At 54.1% G+C, this 14,125-nt stretch carries 14 protein-coding genes; 12 read left to right on the forward strand and 2 right to left on the reverse strand.

Annotated elements, in window-relative coordinates:
- Positions 1-84: 84 nt before the first annotated feature.
- The gene (locus NYE48_RS03380; protein ID WP_212951871.1) at positions 85-471 is read right to left on the reverse strand and encodes a hypothetical protein; all 387 of its coding nucleotides are present in this window, start codon (positions 469-471) and stop codon (positions 85-87) included.
- 174 nt (positions 472-645) lie between these two features.
- Here NYE48_RS03380 and NYE48_RS03385 point away from each other — a divergent pair, with 174 nt between their 5' ends.
- From NYE48_RS03385 to NYE48_RS03440, 12 genes are all read left to right on the forward strand, one after another.
- Positions 646-1,299 carry an SGNH/GDSL hydrolase family protein gene (locus NYE48_RS03385; RefSeq protein ID WP_341000593.1) on the forward strand — a complete coding sequence of 218 codons (654 nt, stop codon included), beginning with the start codon at positions 646-648 and terminating at the stop codon, positions 1,297-1,299.
- Between the two features lie 113 nt (positions 1,300-1,412).
- The gene (locus NYE48_RS03390) at positions 1,413-1,985 is read left to right on the forward strand and encodes a hypothetical protein (protein ID WP_036712827.1); all 573 of its coding nucleotides are present in this window, start codon (positions 1,413-1,415) and stop codon (positions 1,983-1,985) included.
- Between the two features lie 225 nt (positions 1,986-2,210).
- Positions 2,211-2,720, forward strand: coding sequence for a DUF948 domain-containing protein (locus NYE48_RS03395; RefSeq protein WP_340996895.1), 510 nt, complete (start codon positions 2,211-2,213; stop codon positions 2,718-2,720).
- 122 nt (positions 2,721-2,842) lie between these two features.
- Positions 2,843-3,187 carry a general stress protein gene (locus tag NYE48_RS03400; RefSeq protein ID WP_212951868.1) on the forward strand — a complete coding sequence of 115 codons (345 nt, stop codon included), beginning with the start codon at positions 2,843-2,845 and terminating at the stop codon, positions 3,185-3,187.
- A 215-nt stretch (positions 3,188-3,402) separates the two neighbouring features.
- On the forward strand, positions 3,403-4,587 hold the full coding sequence (locus tag NYE48_RS03405) for a SpoIIE family protein phosphatase (RefSeq protein ID WP_212951866.1): 1,185 nt from the start codon (positions 3,403-3,405) through the stop codon (positions 4,585-4,587).
- Complete coding sequence (locus NYE48_RS03410) at positions 4,584-8,249, forward strand: response regulator (RefSeq protein ID WP_340996896.1); 3,666 nt, start codon at positions 4,584-4,586, stop codon at positions 8,247-8,249. Before NYE48_RS03405 ends, NYE48_RS03410 begins: the two co-directional genes overlap by 4 nt.
- A gap of 53 nt (positions 8,250-8,302) precedes the next feature.
- Positions 8,303-9,172 carry a CheR family methyltransferase gene (locus NYE48_RS03415; protein ID WP_052147145.1) on the forward strand — a complete coding sequence of 290 codons (870 nt, stop codon included), beginning with the start codon at positions 8,303-8,305 and terminating at the stop codon, positions 9,170-9,172.
- Positions 9,173-9,190: 18 nt separating this feature from the next.
- The gene (locus tag NYE48_RS03420; RefSeq protein ID WP_340996897.1) at positions 9,191-10,834 is read left to right on the forward strand and encodes a response regulator; all 1,644 of its coding nucleotides are present in this window, start codon (positions 9,191-9,193) and stop codon (positions 10,832-10,834) included.
- A gap of 118 nt (positions 10,835-10,952) precedes the next feature.
- A complete protein-coding gene (locus NYE48_RS03425; RefSeq protein ID WP_036712831.1) occupies positions 10,953-11,291 on the forward strand; it encodes an STAS domain-containing protein in 339 nt (112 codons plus the stop codon).
- Positions 11,292-11,310: 19 nt separating this feature from the next.
- Complete coding sequence (gene rsbW / locus NYE48_RS03430; protein ID WP_036712833.1) at positions 11,311-11,760, forward strand: anti-sigma B factor RsbW; 450 nt, start codon at positions 11,311-11,313, stop codon at positions 11,758-11,760.
- Positions 11,757-12,527 carry a sigma-70 family RNA polymerase sigma factor gene (locus NYE48_RS03435; protein ID WP_036712834.1) on the forward strand — a complete coding sequence of 257 codons (771 nt, stop codon included), beginning with the start codon at positions 11,757-11,759 and terminating at the stop codon, positions 12,525-12,527. The genes rsbW and NYE48_RS03435 overlap by 4 nt, the downstream gene beginning before the upstream one ends.
- A 155-nt stretch (positions 12,528-12,682) precedes the next feature.
- The gene (locus NYE48_RS03440; RefSeq protein ID WP_212951857.1) at positions 12,683-13,663 is read left to right on the forward strand and encodes a magnesium transporter CorA family protein; all 981 of its coding nucleotides are present in this window, start codon (positions 12,683-12,685) and stop codon (positions 13,661-13,663) included.
- A gap of 111 nt (positions 13,664-13,774) precedes the next feature.
- On the opposite strand, the gene NYE48_RS03445 is transcribed toward NYE48_RS03440, so the two are convergent.
- Complete coding sequence (locus tag NYE48_RS03445) at positions 13,775-14,104, reverse strand: DUF5665 domain-containing protein (protein ID WP_246537125.1); 330 nt, start codon at positions 14,102-14,104, stop codon at positions 13,775-13,777.
- Positions 14,105-14,125 lie beyond the last annotated feature (21 nt).

Below are 14,125 nucleotides of genomic sequence, written 5' to 3' on the forward strand. Positions count from 1 at the left end.
CCATGCAAAAAGACCGGAGGCGAACCTCCGGTGAGGCGAACCTCCGGTCTTTTTGCGCTGCATGTTCCTATTATGTATTAGGAATTATACCGCTTCGGGAATATGCAGCCAGGCTGTGCCGAGCCAGGTATAAATTTCGACCCACTGGCCGTCGCCGTTGACGTCGGTGACATGCTTTCCGGTGCTGTACACGACCTGAGGAGACAGGAAGTTCAAAATGCGGCCGTTAGGATCTGCAAAAAAAGGAGTGATTTTGGAAATGACGATCGGTTCGTTGTTCTCCTTCGAAAGATCGCCCGGCTGGATCAGCGGCTCATCGAACAGCTTGGTAGGCTGCACGACCGTCGTCGACGTGCCGGTAACCGGGGACGCCGCCTGTTCCGCCGCGGAGTTGTCCGCATCGGCAAACGCCGCCGTGCCCATGGAGGCCATCAGGCCGAAAGCTGCCGCAAACGCAATCATTTTTTTCATCTTTGTTTTCCTCCTTCAATAATGTGGATTCGCATCCTATCGTAGAAATAACCCGCCTTTGGCAAATTGAACCAACAAAATTGGCGGTCATCTATCAAAAATACCAAAAGTTCAGGTATATTATTTTATAGCAATCTTGAAAAAAATCAATCAGGAAAGCGTGGAATGGTGCCAATGATTTCGAAGGAAAACGCGGTTATTTTATTCCAAGGGGATTCGATTACGGACGCAAACCGGGACAGAGGGCTTTATCAAAAGTACTTTATCGGGCAAAGCTACGTTTTTCTGATCGCCTCCAGACTGGCAAACGACCATGCGGATAAAAATCCGGTATTCGTCAACCGGGGCATCAGCGGCAACCGGGTCTCCGATCTGTATGCGCGCTGGAACGAAGATGCCTTCAGCCTGAATCCCGACGTAATCAGCATTTTGATCGGGGTTAACGATGCATGGCGGACGATGGCGGAGGAGCCGAGCGGCGTGACGGACCGTTTTGAAAGGGCATACAGGCATCTGCTGGAAGAAACGAAGGAAGTGCTGCCGGATACCCGTCTCATTTTGTGCGAGCCGTTTGTTCTCAAGGGAGTCGCAACGGAAGCCAAATGGGAGGAGTGGCAAAAGCTCGTCGGCAAATACCAAACGATCGTCCGTGAGCTCGCGGAGGAATTCGGAGCGGTTTTCGTGCCGCTGCAGGACGCATTCGACGAAGCGGCGAAAAGGGCCGAACCGGCATACTGGCTGTATGACGGCGTCCACCCGTCGGCGGCAGGCCATGATCTCATCGCCAGACGCTGGCTCGAAGTGGCCGGCCGGACAGGTTTGGCCTGATCGCAGGGACGGCGGCGTTTCGGACCCCGGATTCGAGATTGATAGGCGAATTCAGTATAATGGGAGAATAGAGAGGCGGGAATGATCGCCTTGAACCGGAAAGGAGTCGGAACATGAAAGTACTGCTTCGGATGATCGTTACGTTGCTTTTGCTTGCCGTCATCGCGTGCGGCCTCATCATCTGGTATATTTCTCCCGATCAGAAACTGGATTTAAGCTATCAAGACATAGACGTCAAAGCCAAGGCCGTGGAAATGCTGAAAACGCGCAAGCCCGAAATAACGCTTAACGGCAGCGAGCTGAACGAGCTGGCCAAAAAAGAGCTGGTGAAACATTTGGGGGATATCCCGCAGCAGATCACCGTTACCGGTGCGGAGTTTCATTTCAGCGGCCGGGAAGTGACGGCGGACATCAACGGCAAATACGACAATCTGATCCCGTTTGGCGCCGAGCTGAAATTCCATATGGAAGCCAGCGGCAGCAACCTGGATCTGCAGCATGAATCCACGAGCGTCAAATCCGTGCGGATTCCCGCTTCATGGCTTCATCTGGGAACGATCACGGTCCATTTGAAGGACCATTTGCCGGACATGCTGACGGTGGACCATATCGAATTCCTGCAGGACGGCGCCAAGCTGACGTTTAAGCTGGACTGGCTTTCTTTGCCGTCGCTCCTGCTCAAATAACATGATGCGTACATGGAAGAAACGCCTGGCGTCCGATAACGATGCTTGGCGTTCTTTTTGTGCACCAAAAGGCGTTGTTTCGGGCGTCCTCCGGCAGGGTAACTAACGCATATCAGCACATTCGGCCGCGTGGTGAGCCGCCTTAGCGCATGTTGTCTTCGTTGGCGGTTTATGCCGGAGCTAACGGGATAGCCGTGCAATCTACTAGGAAAGCGAGGTTTTGCTATGCTCATCGGAGTAAGCGTTGCCGTCATTGCCGCCGCGTTTGTGGCGCTGGTCGTTTATTTGATCAAAACCCTTCTCGCCGCCAAGGAATCGTTGGAGAAAACGACGCAAACGCTGCAGGAAATCCAAAAAACGGTGGACGAACTGGGGTACGAAGTGAAACAGGTCGTAAGGGAAGCCAACGATATTACGAGGGACGTGCGGCACAAAATGCAGCAGATCGACCCCGTCATGGAATCGGTCAAGCATTTGGGCGAGGCGCTCAGCGAAATTACGCTTGCCGCCAAACAGGCGTCAGCCGCCTTCATGCACAAATTCAAGCGGGGAACCGAAAAAGTCCTCATCAAACAGCCTTCTCCCCTGAGAGCCGCTCCGGCCGACTCGGAGGAACGCACGATCGAGGCCTATGCGTCGGCTTACGGAACCCGCGGGAAAAAGAAAAAGGATGCGGGCTGGATGAAATGGGGGGATCTCGCGGTTTCCGTCTGGCAGAAATTCCGCCATGAATGACCGGTGGAAGGACTGCGAACCGGACCAAACCCATTTTCGAAAAATAAATGGTTTCACCGCCGCCCTTCATGGTTAATAGGAACATGAGCGGACGAAAAAAACGCTTAAGGAGAGTGAGGAACATGAATTCATCAACCCATGCAAGATCGTATGCAAAAGTCGTGGAAAACGGCGTTCAAGCCGTGGAGGAAGTACGCCGCCTTCGAAACAGCGGTTACATGAGCGACAACATCTTCGTTTTGGCCCATGACGGCGACCGGACGGAACGGATTGCCGATGCGGCAAATGCGAACGAGATCGGCATTAAGGAAGAAGGCATGTTTGATGCTCTTGCCAATCTGTTCCGGCTCAGGGGCGACGAGCTCCGCGCCAAGATCACGTCGCTTGGTTTCACGGAGGCGGAGGCCCAGTTTTACGAGAAGGAGCTGGACCTCGGGAAGGTCTTGGTCATCGCCAAAACCGTATAACGTTTGACACAAGTTTCGGATAGGGTATCCAGAATATAGATAAGGAATGGGGTCTTTTGTCCCATTCCTTATCTGTGTTTTTGGAGCCTGGCCCGCTATATGGAAAATTTTGAATTTTCCGGGCGTTGGCCGAAAAGTTATCTTTTAGATTATGTTAGTATGGTAGCAGGAGATTTCATAACCCAAACCTATTCGGGCGTGTTAAGGAGAATGTTATGAGAATATTAATCGTTGACGATAATCCGACAAATATCATTATTATCCGGGAAATTTTGAAAAAAGAGAACTACCGCGAAACGGCATCGGCCTCCTCGGCCCACGGCATGTTCGAGATGCTGGGCATCGAGGGCCGCGGAGAAAGCGGCTCCGGCAGGCAGGCAGCGGGCCATCAGGCCAACATCGACCTCATCCTGCTGGACATGATGATGCCGGAAATCGACGGGATCGAAGCCTGCCGGATCATTCAGCGGCATGAGCATCTTAAGGATATTCCGATCATTATGGTCACAGCCGTGGGCGACTCGAAAAAATTGGCTGAAGCGCTGGATGCCGGAGCGGTGGACTATGTGACGAAGCCGATCAACAAGGTGGAGCTGATGGCCAGAATCCGGCTGGCCTTGCGGCTTAAAAAGGAAAACGATTGGCACAAGGAGCGGGATCAGCGGATCAAGGACGAATTGCGGTTGGCCGCGCTGGTGCAAAATGCCGTGCTGAGCCCCCCGATCGAGGACAGCGCCTTCGAGGTGCACGCGATCTACCAGCCTTCCGCCGAGCTTGCCGGGGATTTGTACGCGTGGTATCCGCTTGGCGGGGGACGGTACGGCGTCCTTCTGCTGGACATGATGGGCCACGGCATCTCCTCGTCGCTGTTTACGATGTTTATCGCGTCGGTGCTGAAGGATACCGTAACGACATATGTGGAGCCGGAAAAGGTCATCCAGGAGCTGAACCGCCGGTTCAACCAGCTCCATATCGAAAATCAGCTCGTGCAGTACTATTTTACGGCGATCTATCTCGTCGTGGACACGGTCGTGAAAAGGATCGATTACGTCAACGCGGGGCATCCGCCGGCGCTGTTTTTCCCGAATGAAGGGGGAGTCGTTCAGCTTGACAAGGCATGCTGTCCGGTAGGGCTGTTCGAGAAGATGGAGATTGAACCGCAAACGCTTCATTACGAAGGCGACGGGCATATCGCCTTGTATACCGACGGTCTGCTGGAGGTGGTGGACGGGGAACATGAAGAGAAGATGGATTTCCTGATCGACCGCCTGAGCCATTCGCATCGGTGGGACGAGTCCCGGATGTTCGAGGCTTTTTTTGAAGACCACGGCACGCAGGAGCGGGAAGACGACAAGTGCCTCGTGTGGATATCGTTAAAAGAGGGGGAAAACGCGGAATGAAGCTGAAAGCCAAGCTGATTATCGGTTTCGGCGTCATGATGGTCCTTATGGCCGTGATGACGACGATTGGCTACAACCGTTTAAACGATATGAACAAGCAGCTGGACGAGATCTATGAGCAGCGGTATTTGAAGGTCAGATATTCCAGCAGCGTGCGGAGCGAAGTGAACAATATTTCGCGGGTGCTCGTCAACGTGATGTTGAACCGGACCGCCTCGCTCGAAGAAACCAAAAACGAGATCAACGCCATGATAGACAGCGGCAACGAAAGTTTGCAAAAGCTTATCGCGAGCAGCGAGTCCCCGGAAGAGCAGCAAATGCTGACCCGGGTGAGAAGCGCTTGGGAAGGCTTCAAGCGATACGAGGAGAAGCAAATGTCTCTTGTTTCGCAAGGAATGTGGGAGGCAGCCAACGCGTACCGCAACACAAGCGGTCTTGCCTTGCAGGAAGAAGCGCTGAAAAGCGCCAACGAGCTTGCGGCGTTCCAGGACATGCAGGTGGATCGCGACATAACGGAAACGAAAACGAATTACGGCCGATCGATTCAAATCACGGCCGTTTTGATGACGGCCGGTTTGCTGATTGGATTTGCCGTCATTTTATGGGTAATTCCGAGCATTACCAGGGGACTGAACGTGGTCTCCATGATGATCGACAGCTTCGGCAAGGGACGGATCCGGACCATCCGCCGGATCAAAGTGACCTCCAAGGATGAAATCGGGGAGGTAGCCCGCGTGTTCAAAGAGATGGCGGAGGATCTCGAGGAAAAACAACAGCTGGAAAAGAGCTACCTGCAGGCCCAAAAAGATTTGAACTGGCTGAATTCCAACGTGAGCCGGATTACGGAGCTCTTGCGGGGCATCAATTCCAGGGAGCAGGTGTCCCAGGCCTTTATCAGCGAATTTACGCCCGTCCTGGGAGCGATGTACGGGGCCATCTATATCCATGATGAAGAAAAAGAGCCGGACTGGCTTGTTCTGAACGGCACGTATGCCCGCGAAGGCGAATTGGCCACGAAGGGGAAGGTCGGGGTAGGCGAGGGGCTGATCGGACAAAGCGCGCTGGACCGCAAGCCGATCGCGACCACGGTTCCGGACAACTATTTATCCGTGACGTCGGCCTTGGGCCAGGGCAAGCCGGCACATTTGATGATCCAGCCGATCCTGTTCGAGGACGAGCTGCTGGGAGCGATCGAAGTGGCTTCGTTCGAGCCGTTTTCGGAGCTGCAAAGCAAGCTTTTTTCCCAGCTCGCCGACCATTTGGGCATCGTGATCAACAATATCAACCGGAGATTGCGCGTCGAGGAGCTGCTGCGGGAATCGCAGGCGCTTACCGAGGAGCTGCAGTGCCAATCGGAGGAGCTGCAAACGCAGCAGGAAGAGCTGAGACGCACGAACGAGAACTTGGAAGAGCAAACCGAAGCCCTCAAAAAATCCGAGGATCTGCTGCAGCGGCAGCAGGAGGAACTGGAGCACTTCAATACGGAGCTCATCGCCAAGACGCGGGCGCTCGAAGAGCAGATGCAGCAGCTTGAGGAAAAAAACATCGAGGTCGAGGAAGCGAAGGCGAAGCTGGAACGGCAGGCGATGCAGCTGGCGGTAACGAGCAAGTACAAATCGGAGTTTTTGGCCAATATGTCGCATGAGCTGCGGACGCCGCTGAACAGCCTTCTGATCTTGTCCCAGCTCCTGGCCGAAAACAAGGAAGGCAACTTGAGCGACAAGCAGACGGAATACGCCCGCACGATTTATATGTCGGGGGCCGATCTCCTGAAGATGATCGACGAGATTTTGGATCTGTCCAAAGTGGATGCAGGCAAGATGGAGATCAATCGGGAAAAAGTGGCGGTTCAGGAATGGAAAGGTTTCGTGCATCAGAACTTCATGCCGGTCGCGACGCAAAAGCAGGTGGCGCTCCGGTTCGACGTGGACCCGGATTTGCCAGTATCGATCGTCACGGATGGTTACCGGGTCAAGCAAATCATCCGCAACCTGATGTCCAATGCGTTTAAATTCACGAACCGCGGTTCCGTCACCTTCAGCGTTCAGCGGGCGGAAGAGGCTGAACTGCCCACCTATCTGGACGGACGCCGCAGCTACCTCGCTTTGTCGGTCAAGGATACGGGCATCGGCATTCCTAAAGACAAAACGGAGCTTATCTTTGAAGCGTTCCAGCAAGTGGACGGCACGACAAGCCGCAAATACGGGGGAACGGGCCTCGGGCTTTCGATCAGCCGCGAACTGGCCAAGTTGCTCGGAGGCGGCATAGAGGTGCAGTCCACGGAAGGCAAGGGAAGCTGCTTTACTTTGTATCTGCCGATCGAAGCGGACGAAGCGGCGCTCCAGTCGGCCCGCAGCGAGGCTGCGGCTGCCGGTGAGCTGCTGGTCTCCGGGGAAACCGCGCCGGCCGGAGAGCCGGAACGCAAAGCCAAGGACCAAATTCCGGCTTTGGCGGCGATTGCCGACGACCGGGACCGGATCGAGGACAACGACAAGGTGCTGCTGATCATCGAGGACGATCCGAAATTTGCCGGCATCTTGCTGGAAATGGCCCGGGGCCGCGGCTTTAAGGGCCTTGTCGCGGCGCAGGGCGATATCGGCCTGCAGATGGCCCAGTCTTATTTGCCGGATGCCATCATCCTCGATATCCAGCTCCCGGTCATGGACGGCTGGTCCATTCTCGGCGAGCTGAAGAGCCATTCGGCTACGCGGCACATCCCGGTGCATATCGTTTCGGTCGTGGACGAAGTGAAGCAGGGATTGAAAATGGGGGCCATCGCCTATCTGAAGAAGCCGTCTTCCAAGGCGGCGCTCGAAAGGGCATTTTCGCATATCGAATCGTATACCGAAAATTCGGTCAAACATTTGCTGATCGTAGAGGACGACGAAACGCAGCGGAATTCGATCATCGAGCTGATCGACCACGACGATGTCGTCATTACGGCGGTGTCGACGGGCGAAGAGGCGCTGAGGGAGCTGCGGAACAAACGGTACGACAGCATGGTGCTGGATTTGATGTTAAGCGATATGACGGGCTTCGAGCTGCTGGATCAAATCCAGCAGGACGAAGAGCTGGAGGACCTGCCGATCATCATTTACACGGGCAAGGACCTGGACAGCAAGGAGGAAATGAGGCTCCGGAAATACGCCGAGTCCATCATTATCAAGGACGTGAAATCGCCCGAGCGGCTGCTGGACGAAACGACGTTGTTCCTGCACCGGGTCGAAGCGAATTTGCCGGAAGACAAACGCAAAATTTTGCAAAGGCTGCACAATAAGGAGGTTTTGTTCGAAGGCAAGCGGATTCTGCTCGTCGACGACGACATCCGGAACGTGTTTGCGCTGTCCAGCGTGCTGGAAAGCTATGATATGGACGTCACCTTTGCCGAAAACGGGCGGGATGCGATCGAAATATTAAACAGCGGCGAGCATTTCGATTTGGTGCTGATGGACATGATGATGCCGGAAATGGACGGCTACGAGGCGATGCGCCGAATCCGCCAGCAGCCGGAGTTCCAAAAGCTGCCGATCATCGCTTTGACGGCGAAAGCCATGAAGGAGGACCGCTCGAAATGCATCGAAGCCGGAGCCTCGGATTACGTCAAAAAACCGATCCAAACCGAACAGCTTCTTTCGCTCATGCGGGTATGGCTGTATTCGTAGGCCGGATATGCGGGTAATGGAAAGTGTTATACGGGAAATCAGGAGGAACTTGAATGGATATTTGCATTTCGGAAGATTTTGAAGAACGTTTGACGGCAGGCGGCAACAGGGAGCGCGAGGATATCGAACTTGAGCTTCTGCTTGAAGGGGTTCACCGGCTTTACGGTTATGACTTCCGCAACTACGCGCTGCCATCCCTGCGACGGCGAATATGGCATTTTATCCATTCGGAAGGCCTGAAAAGCATTTCCGCGCTTCAGGAACGGGTGCTTCATGAGCGTACGTGTTTTGAGCGGATGGTCCAGACGTTGTCGATCCCGGTGACGGAGATGTTCAGGGACCCGGAGGTGTTTAGGCTTTTCCGCGAGAAAATCGTGCCGCTGCTCCGCACCTATCCGTATATCCGTATCTGGCACGCGGGCTGCTCGACGGGCGAGGAAGTTTACTCCATGGCGATTTTGCTGCATGAGGAAGGGCTGTACGACAAATCGAGGATTTATGCGACGGACATGAACGACCGCTCGCTGGCGATTGCCAAGCAGGGGATATTCGGGATCGAAAAAATGAAACAGTACACGAAAAACTACATCGAGGCCGGGGGAACCCGCTCGTTTTCGGAATATTACACGGCGAAATACAACTCGGTCATTTTTAAGCCGTTTTTGCAAAAAAACATCATTTTCGCCGAACATAACCTGGCCACGGACCGTTCCTTCAACGAATTTAACGTCATTTTTTGCCGGAATGTCATGATTTATTTTAACGATACGCTCCGGGACCGGGTACATGGGCTGTTTTACGAAAGTCTGAGCCGCTCCGGCATTTTGGTCCTCGGCTCGAAGGAGTCGATCCAATTTACGGAATACAGCCAGTATTACGAACCGATGGACCGCGTGGAGAAAATATACCGGAAGATGAAATAGGTTAGTGGGGAGGATTCTATGGGGGTTCAAGAACCGATTCATATATTGCTCGTGGACGACCATCCCGAAAATTTGCTGGCCCTTGAGGCCGTGCTGGAGAGCGAACGGTACAACCTCGTCAAGGCGACGTCCGGAGAAGAGGCGCTGCGCTGCCTGCTGAAGGACGAGTTTGCCGTCATCGTGCTCGATGTGCAAATGCCGGGGCTGGACGGGATCGAAACGGCGAAGCTGATCAAAAAAAGGGATAAGACGAAAGACATTCCCATCATCTTTATCTCGGCGAACAGCAAGGAAGCGGAGCATTTATTCGCGGGGTATTCCGCCGGAGCCATCGATTATATGGTCAAACCTTTCATTCCGCAGATCCTGAAATCGAAAATCGAAGGTTTCGTCGAAATGTATTTGACGGGGAAAAAACATAAAACCCAGTCGATGCTGCTGCAGCAGAAAACCCAGGAGCTGGAGAAAATCAACCAGGAGCTGGTGAAGGCCAAAGAAGCCGCGGAAATCGCGGCCAAGGCGAAAACCGAATTTTTGGCGATGATGAGCCATGAAATCCGCACACCGATGAACGGGGTGATCGGCATGGTCGATCTGCTGATGGAAACCGAACTGAACGAAGAGCAGCAGGAATATGCCGAGATTATCCGCAGCAGCGCGGATGCCCTCGTGACGGTCATCAACGACATCCTGGATTTCACGAAGATGGAGTCCGGCAAAATGGAGCTTGAAGAGCATCCCTTTGACCTGGGCGTCTGCATTCAAGAGGTTTTCAGCCTGTTTTCCGTCGAAGCGGGCAAAAAGGGGCTGGAGCTCGTCTATTTCCTTGACGACCGGATTCCCCCGGCGATTTACGGCGACATGGCCCGGTTGCGCCAGGTGCTCATCAATTTGATCGCCAATGCGGTGAAATTCACCCACGAGGGCGGCGTGTATTTAATCGTGTCTTTGAAGGAGCGGACGGCCGGGAGCCTCGATATCGAATTTGCCGTCAGGGATACGGGCATCGGCATATCGGAGGACAAAATCGACCGCTTGTTCAAGCCGTTTTCCCAGCTCGATTCCTCCATGACGCGCAAATACGGCGGCACCGGCCTTGGACTGGCCATCTGCAAATCGCTCGTCGAGATGATGGGCGGCGACATCCGGGTCGAGCCGTCCGAGGTTCAGGGAACGACCTTTATTTTTAACATCGTCGTCAAGGAGCCGGAATACGACGAATGCTTGGACGGATGCTGCGACGAACTTCGGCTGCAGGTGAAACGGGACGGCAGCGCGCCGCCGGACATTCTGGTCGTGGACGACCATCCGGTAAACCGGAAGCTGATGGTCAGCATGCTCGGCAAATTCGGGCTGAAAGCCGAAGTAGCCGAGGACGGGCTTCAGGCCGTGGACAAGTCGCTGGCAAGCCCCGGTTACCATTACATTTTCATGGATCTGCAAATGCCGGTGATGGACGGGCTCGAGGCGGCCAAACGAATCCGCCAGCGGCAGAAACCTGCAAACCGGACGCCGGTGATCGTCGCGATGACGGCCAACGTGATGGAGGGCATCCGCGAGCGTTGCCTGGAAGCGGGAATGGACGACTACATCAGCAAACCTGTGCAGATGAGCAGGCTGAAGGAAATATTGAATCGTTACCCGCTTTCGTTGCCTTCATGAACCGGAAGTGATTCAAGCAGGCGGGTTCGGGTTATTTGTAAATATCGGGTCGTATGGACCTGGGATGCACATGCGATGGATATGACGAAATGAAATCAATTTTCGGGAGAGAATGTCTATGAATGCAAATAAAAACGATAAATTCAAAGCAACGACAGAAAAAAACGGAAATTCTTGCACCGTATATTTGGCCGGAGAGCTGGATTTGTCGGTAGCCCCTGATTTCAGGCTCGTCATGGAGCCGTTGGTATCGGACGCGGGGATCGATCTGATCGTCAACCTGAAGGATTTGAAGTATATCGACAGCACCGGGATCGGGATTCTGCTCTCCATTTTGAAAGCCAGACACGGCATGGAAGCCCGCTTCCTGGTAGAACAGGTTCCTCCGCAAATCCAGAAGCTGTTCGACATGACGGGCATCGCCAAGTTTTTCGCCCCTAATGAGAATTCCCAATAGGAAAGGATCGAAGAAAAGAATGAATGCTGAAGTTCAAAGAGTCGTGATCAGTCTGCCGGCCAGAGCGGAATACGTCGATATCGTCAGACTGAATTTGTACGGGATCGCCTCGAAGATGGGTTTCACTTACGAGGATATCGAGGACATGAAGGTAGCGGTGTCGGAGGCGTGCAACAACTCGGTGCTTTATGCCTACGGCAAGCAGGACGGCATCGTGGAAGTGGCGTTTGAGGTTTTTGAGGACATGTTGTCCATTACGGTACGGGACGAAGGGGAAAGCTTTGAACGGACTTCTACGAGCGGCAGTGCGACGCTTCACGACAAGGAGCTGCTGGACGTAGAAATCGGCGGGCTTGGTTTCTACCTGATGGAAGCGCTCATGGACGAGGTCAGCATCGAAAATGCGGCCGGGCGCGGAACCAAGGTCGTGATGACCAAACGTCTGACGAGAAGCGAGGAAAAGGTATGAACGATAGAGTGACTCCCCCTGAGTCCATGAGCGAGGCCGTCGGTTTGATTTGGCAGTACCAGCAGACCAAAGACAACGAAATCGCTACCGTTCTAATCCAAAAATACGAGCCTATGGTAAAAATCGCAGCAGGCAAAATTGCCCGAAACCGCCCCGATTTGTACGAAGATTTGTACCAGGTCGGCCAAATGTCGCTCATTCGCCTGCTGCAGCAATACGACATCGAACTTGGAGTTCCGTTTGAGCCGTACGCGATGAAAAGCATGATCGGCCACATGAAAAATTTCCTTCGCGACAAATCTTGGTACATACAGGTGCCGCGGCGGATCAAGGAGAAGGGCGCGCTGGTCCAGCAGGCCATCGATGAGCTGACGGTAAAGCTCGAACGTTCGCCAAGCGTGGATGAAATCGCGGAGTTCCTGGATCTGTCGGTGGAAGAAACCGTCGAAGTCCTGGCCGGACGGGAATGCTATCATTATGTGTCCTTGGATTCCCCTTTGTCCCAGGAAGAAACGGGGGCGACGCTCGGGGAACTGATCAGCTCCGAAGCGGACGACTACGATACGGTCGAAAAGCGGATGGATCTGCAGCAAGCGTTGAGCCAGCTGAAGGAACAAGAGCAGCGGGTGCTGCTGATGGCTTTCCAGGACGGAGAATCCCAGCGCTCGATCGCCCAGAAGCTGGGCGTTTCGCAGATGAGCGTTTCGCGCATCCAGAAGCGGGCCACCGAAAAATTGAAAGAAATCATGTCGAATTCTTCGTTATGACGGACAAGCTTTTTTTGGGGTTGCGCTCATGGCGGGAATGTTATAGATAGGACACGCAATGGATTTCTCCATCGAGAACTTGCGTGTCCTTTTGCATATCCGAAAGGCGGATGCCGCCTTGCTATTCGCAGTTTAACGAAAGGGGCGCTTAGCCTATGAAGAACAACGGTTCCAATGCGGCACAGCACCGCTTGCTCCATTTTGCCGGCGGATGGCGATGGTACGATGTGGCCATGGAAGACTCGTCCCACGAATGGCTTCAGAGGCTTCGGGAGGAATCCCCGGCGATCGACGAGTGGCTGCGCGTCATTCCGAAGGTCAGCGAAAATTATATTTCGGTCCGGTTTCCCGATGGCGCGGAAGCCGTCATTTTCGGTACGCTGCCATACTCCGTCAAAAGCGAGGTCACGGGCGCCGGCCCGGTGGACAGGCTTCATTTTTTCGTGAACGATCAGATGCTGGTCACGATCAACCTGGATCCGGACACCAGGGAGATGATGGCGGCCAAAGAAAGAACGTCGATGCTGCAGCAGTGCCCGAACGCCGTCGACGGCATGTTCGTGTTGGCGAGGACGCTGCTTCATTATTTCCATCAAGGGCTCGACCGCTTCGAGATGAATTTGCGCGCCATCGAACGCGCGATGGAGATGGACAATCAGCGCCATCTGATGGATAAAATTTTGAACTCCCGGTTCGAGCTGTTGTTCTGGAGCAATTTGTTCACCCCCTTTGACGAGTTGATCGCGGCTGCCAGGGAGGGGTATCTGGATAGGCTGGAGTCAAGCAAACCCTTCCTGCGGCTGCTCCATCGGATGGAACGGATGGATAGGGCCTTCCGGCATTACGAGGACGAAATCGATACCCTCATTGCCATCGACGACGCCGTGTCCGCGTTTCGCGGCAACGAAATCATGAAGACCCTCACGATCGTGACTTCGATCTTCACGCCGGCCACCGTGGTCGGGGCGATATGGGGCATGAACTTCGATAACCTGCCGGCGATCAAAACCCCCTGGGGATTCGTGTCCGTCATGTTCGGCACGCTTCTGTTTACGCTGGGCATGTACTGGTGGATGCACAGCAAGGGCTGGACCGGGGATTTGCTGAGGGTCAAAGGGCGAAAATCCAAAATATGACGGCATCCGGACACGAAACTTCGCACGCCGGTCGCGTCACGAAAAAGCGGCCCCGGAAGGAATTCCGGGCGCCGCTCTTTCCGGTTAAAAAACGCTGAACCTGTCGCCGGTTCAGCGTTTATATTGGTTGATATAGTGCAGCAGGTTGGCGATATATTCGCCGATGACGGGCATTTTGACGAACAGGCTGAGAATGTACCCGAGCACCCCCAAAATGACGAACGTGCCGATGGAGAGCCCTAGCCCGCGGGCGATGCCCGAAGTGAAATTGGTGATGATTCTTTTTTTCGGATTCGTATAATTTTCAAGAATGTCCTTGATTTCGGCCTTTTCGAGCGAATCGGCGATTTGGTCCAGCCGCCGGTTGAGCCTTTTGACCTCATGCCTCAGCTCGAAAGGATGTTCATCGACGCGATACGGGCTTGTTTTGCTCATGTTCATCCCTGCTTTCTTCCGGCGCGC

Source organism: Paenibacillus sp. FSL M7-1455, from assembly GCF_038004655.1.
Classification (GTDB): Bacteria; Bacillota; Bacilli; order Paenibacillales; family Paenibacillaceae; genus Paenibacillus_AQ; species Paenibacillus_AQ cookii.

Coding starts and splice junctions, on each gene's coding strand:
- NYE48_RS03435 (WP_036712834.1), top strand. CDS start 11,757: ATGAACGATAGAGTGACTCCCCCTGAGTCCATGAGCGAGGCCGTCGGT.
- NYE48_RS03385 (WP_341000593.1), top strand. CDS start 646: ATGATTTCGAAGGAAAACGCGGTTATTTTATTCCAAGGGGATTCGATT.
- rsbW (WP_036712833.1), top strand. CDS start 11,311: ATGAATGCTGAAGTTCAAAGAGTCGTGATCAGTCTGCCGGCCAGAGCG.
- NYE48_RS03410 (WP_340996896.1), top strand. CDS start 4,584: ATGAAGCTGAAAGCCAAGCTGATTATCGGTTTCGGCGTCATGATGGTC.
- NYE48_RS03380 (WP_212951871.1), bottom strand. CDS start 471: ATGAAAAAAATGATTGCGTTTGCGGCAGCTTTCGGCCTGATGGCCTCC.
- NYE48_RS03445 (WP_246537125.1), bottom strand. CDS start 14,104: ATGAACATGAGCAAAACAAGCCCGTATCGCGTCGATGAACATCCTTTC.
- NYE48_RS03415 (WP_052147145.1), top strand. CDS start 8,303: ATGGATATTTGCATTTCGGAAGATTTTGAAGAACGTTTGACGGCAGGC.
- NYE48_RS03395 (WP_340996895.1), top strand. CDS start 2,211: ATGCTCATCGGAGTAAGCGTTGCCGTCATTGCCGCCGCGTTTGTGGCG.
- NYE48_RS03390 (WP_036712827.1), top strand. CDS start 1,413: ATGAAAGTACTGCTTCGGATGATCGTTACGTTGCTTTTGCTTGCCGTC.
- NYE48_RS03405 (WP_212951866.1), top strand. CDS start 3,403: ATGAGAATATTAATCGTTGACGATAATCCGACAAATATCATTATTATC.
- NYE48_RS03440 (WP_212951857.1), top strand. CDS start 12,683: ATGAAGAACAACGGTTCCAATGCGGCACAGCACCGCTTGCTCCATTTT.
- NYE48_RS03420 (WP_340996897.1), top strand. CDS start 9,191: ATGGGGGTTCAAGAACCGATTCATATATTGCTCGTGGACGACCATCCC.
- NYE48_RS03425 (WP_036712831.1), top strand. CDS start 10,953: ATGAATGCAAATAAAAACGATAAATTCAAAGCAACGACAGAAAAAAAC.
- NYE48_RS03400 (WP_212951868.1), top strand. CDS start 2,843: ATGAATTCATCAACCCATGCAAGATCGTATGCAAAAGTCGTGGAAAAC.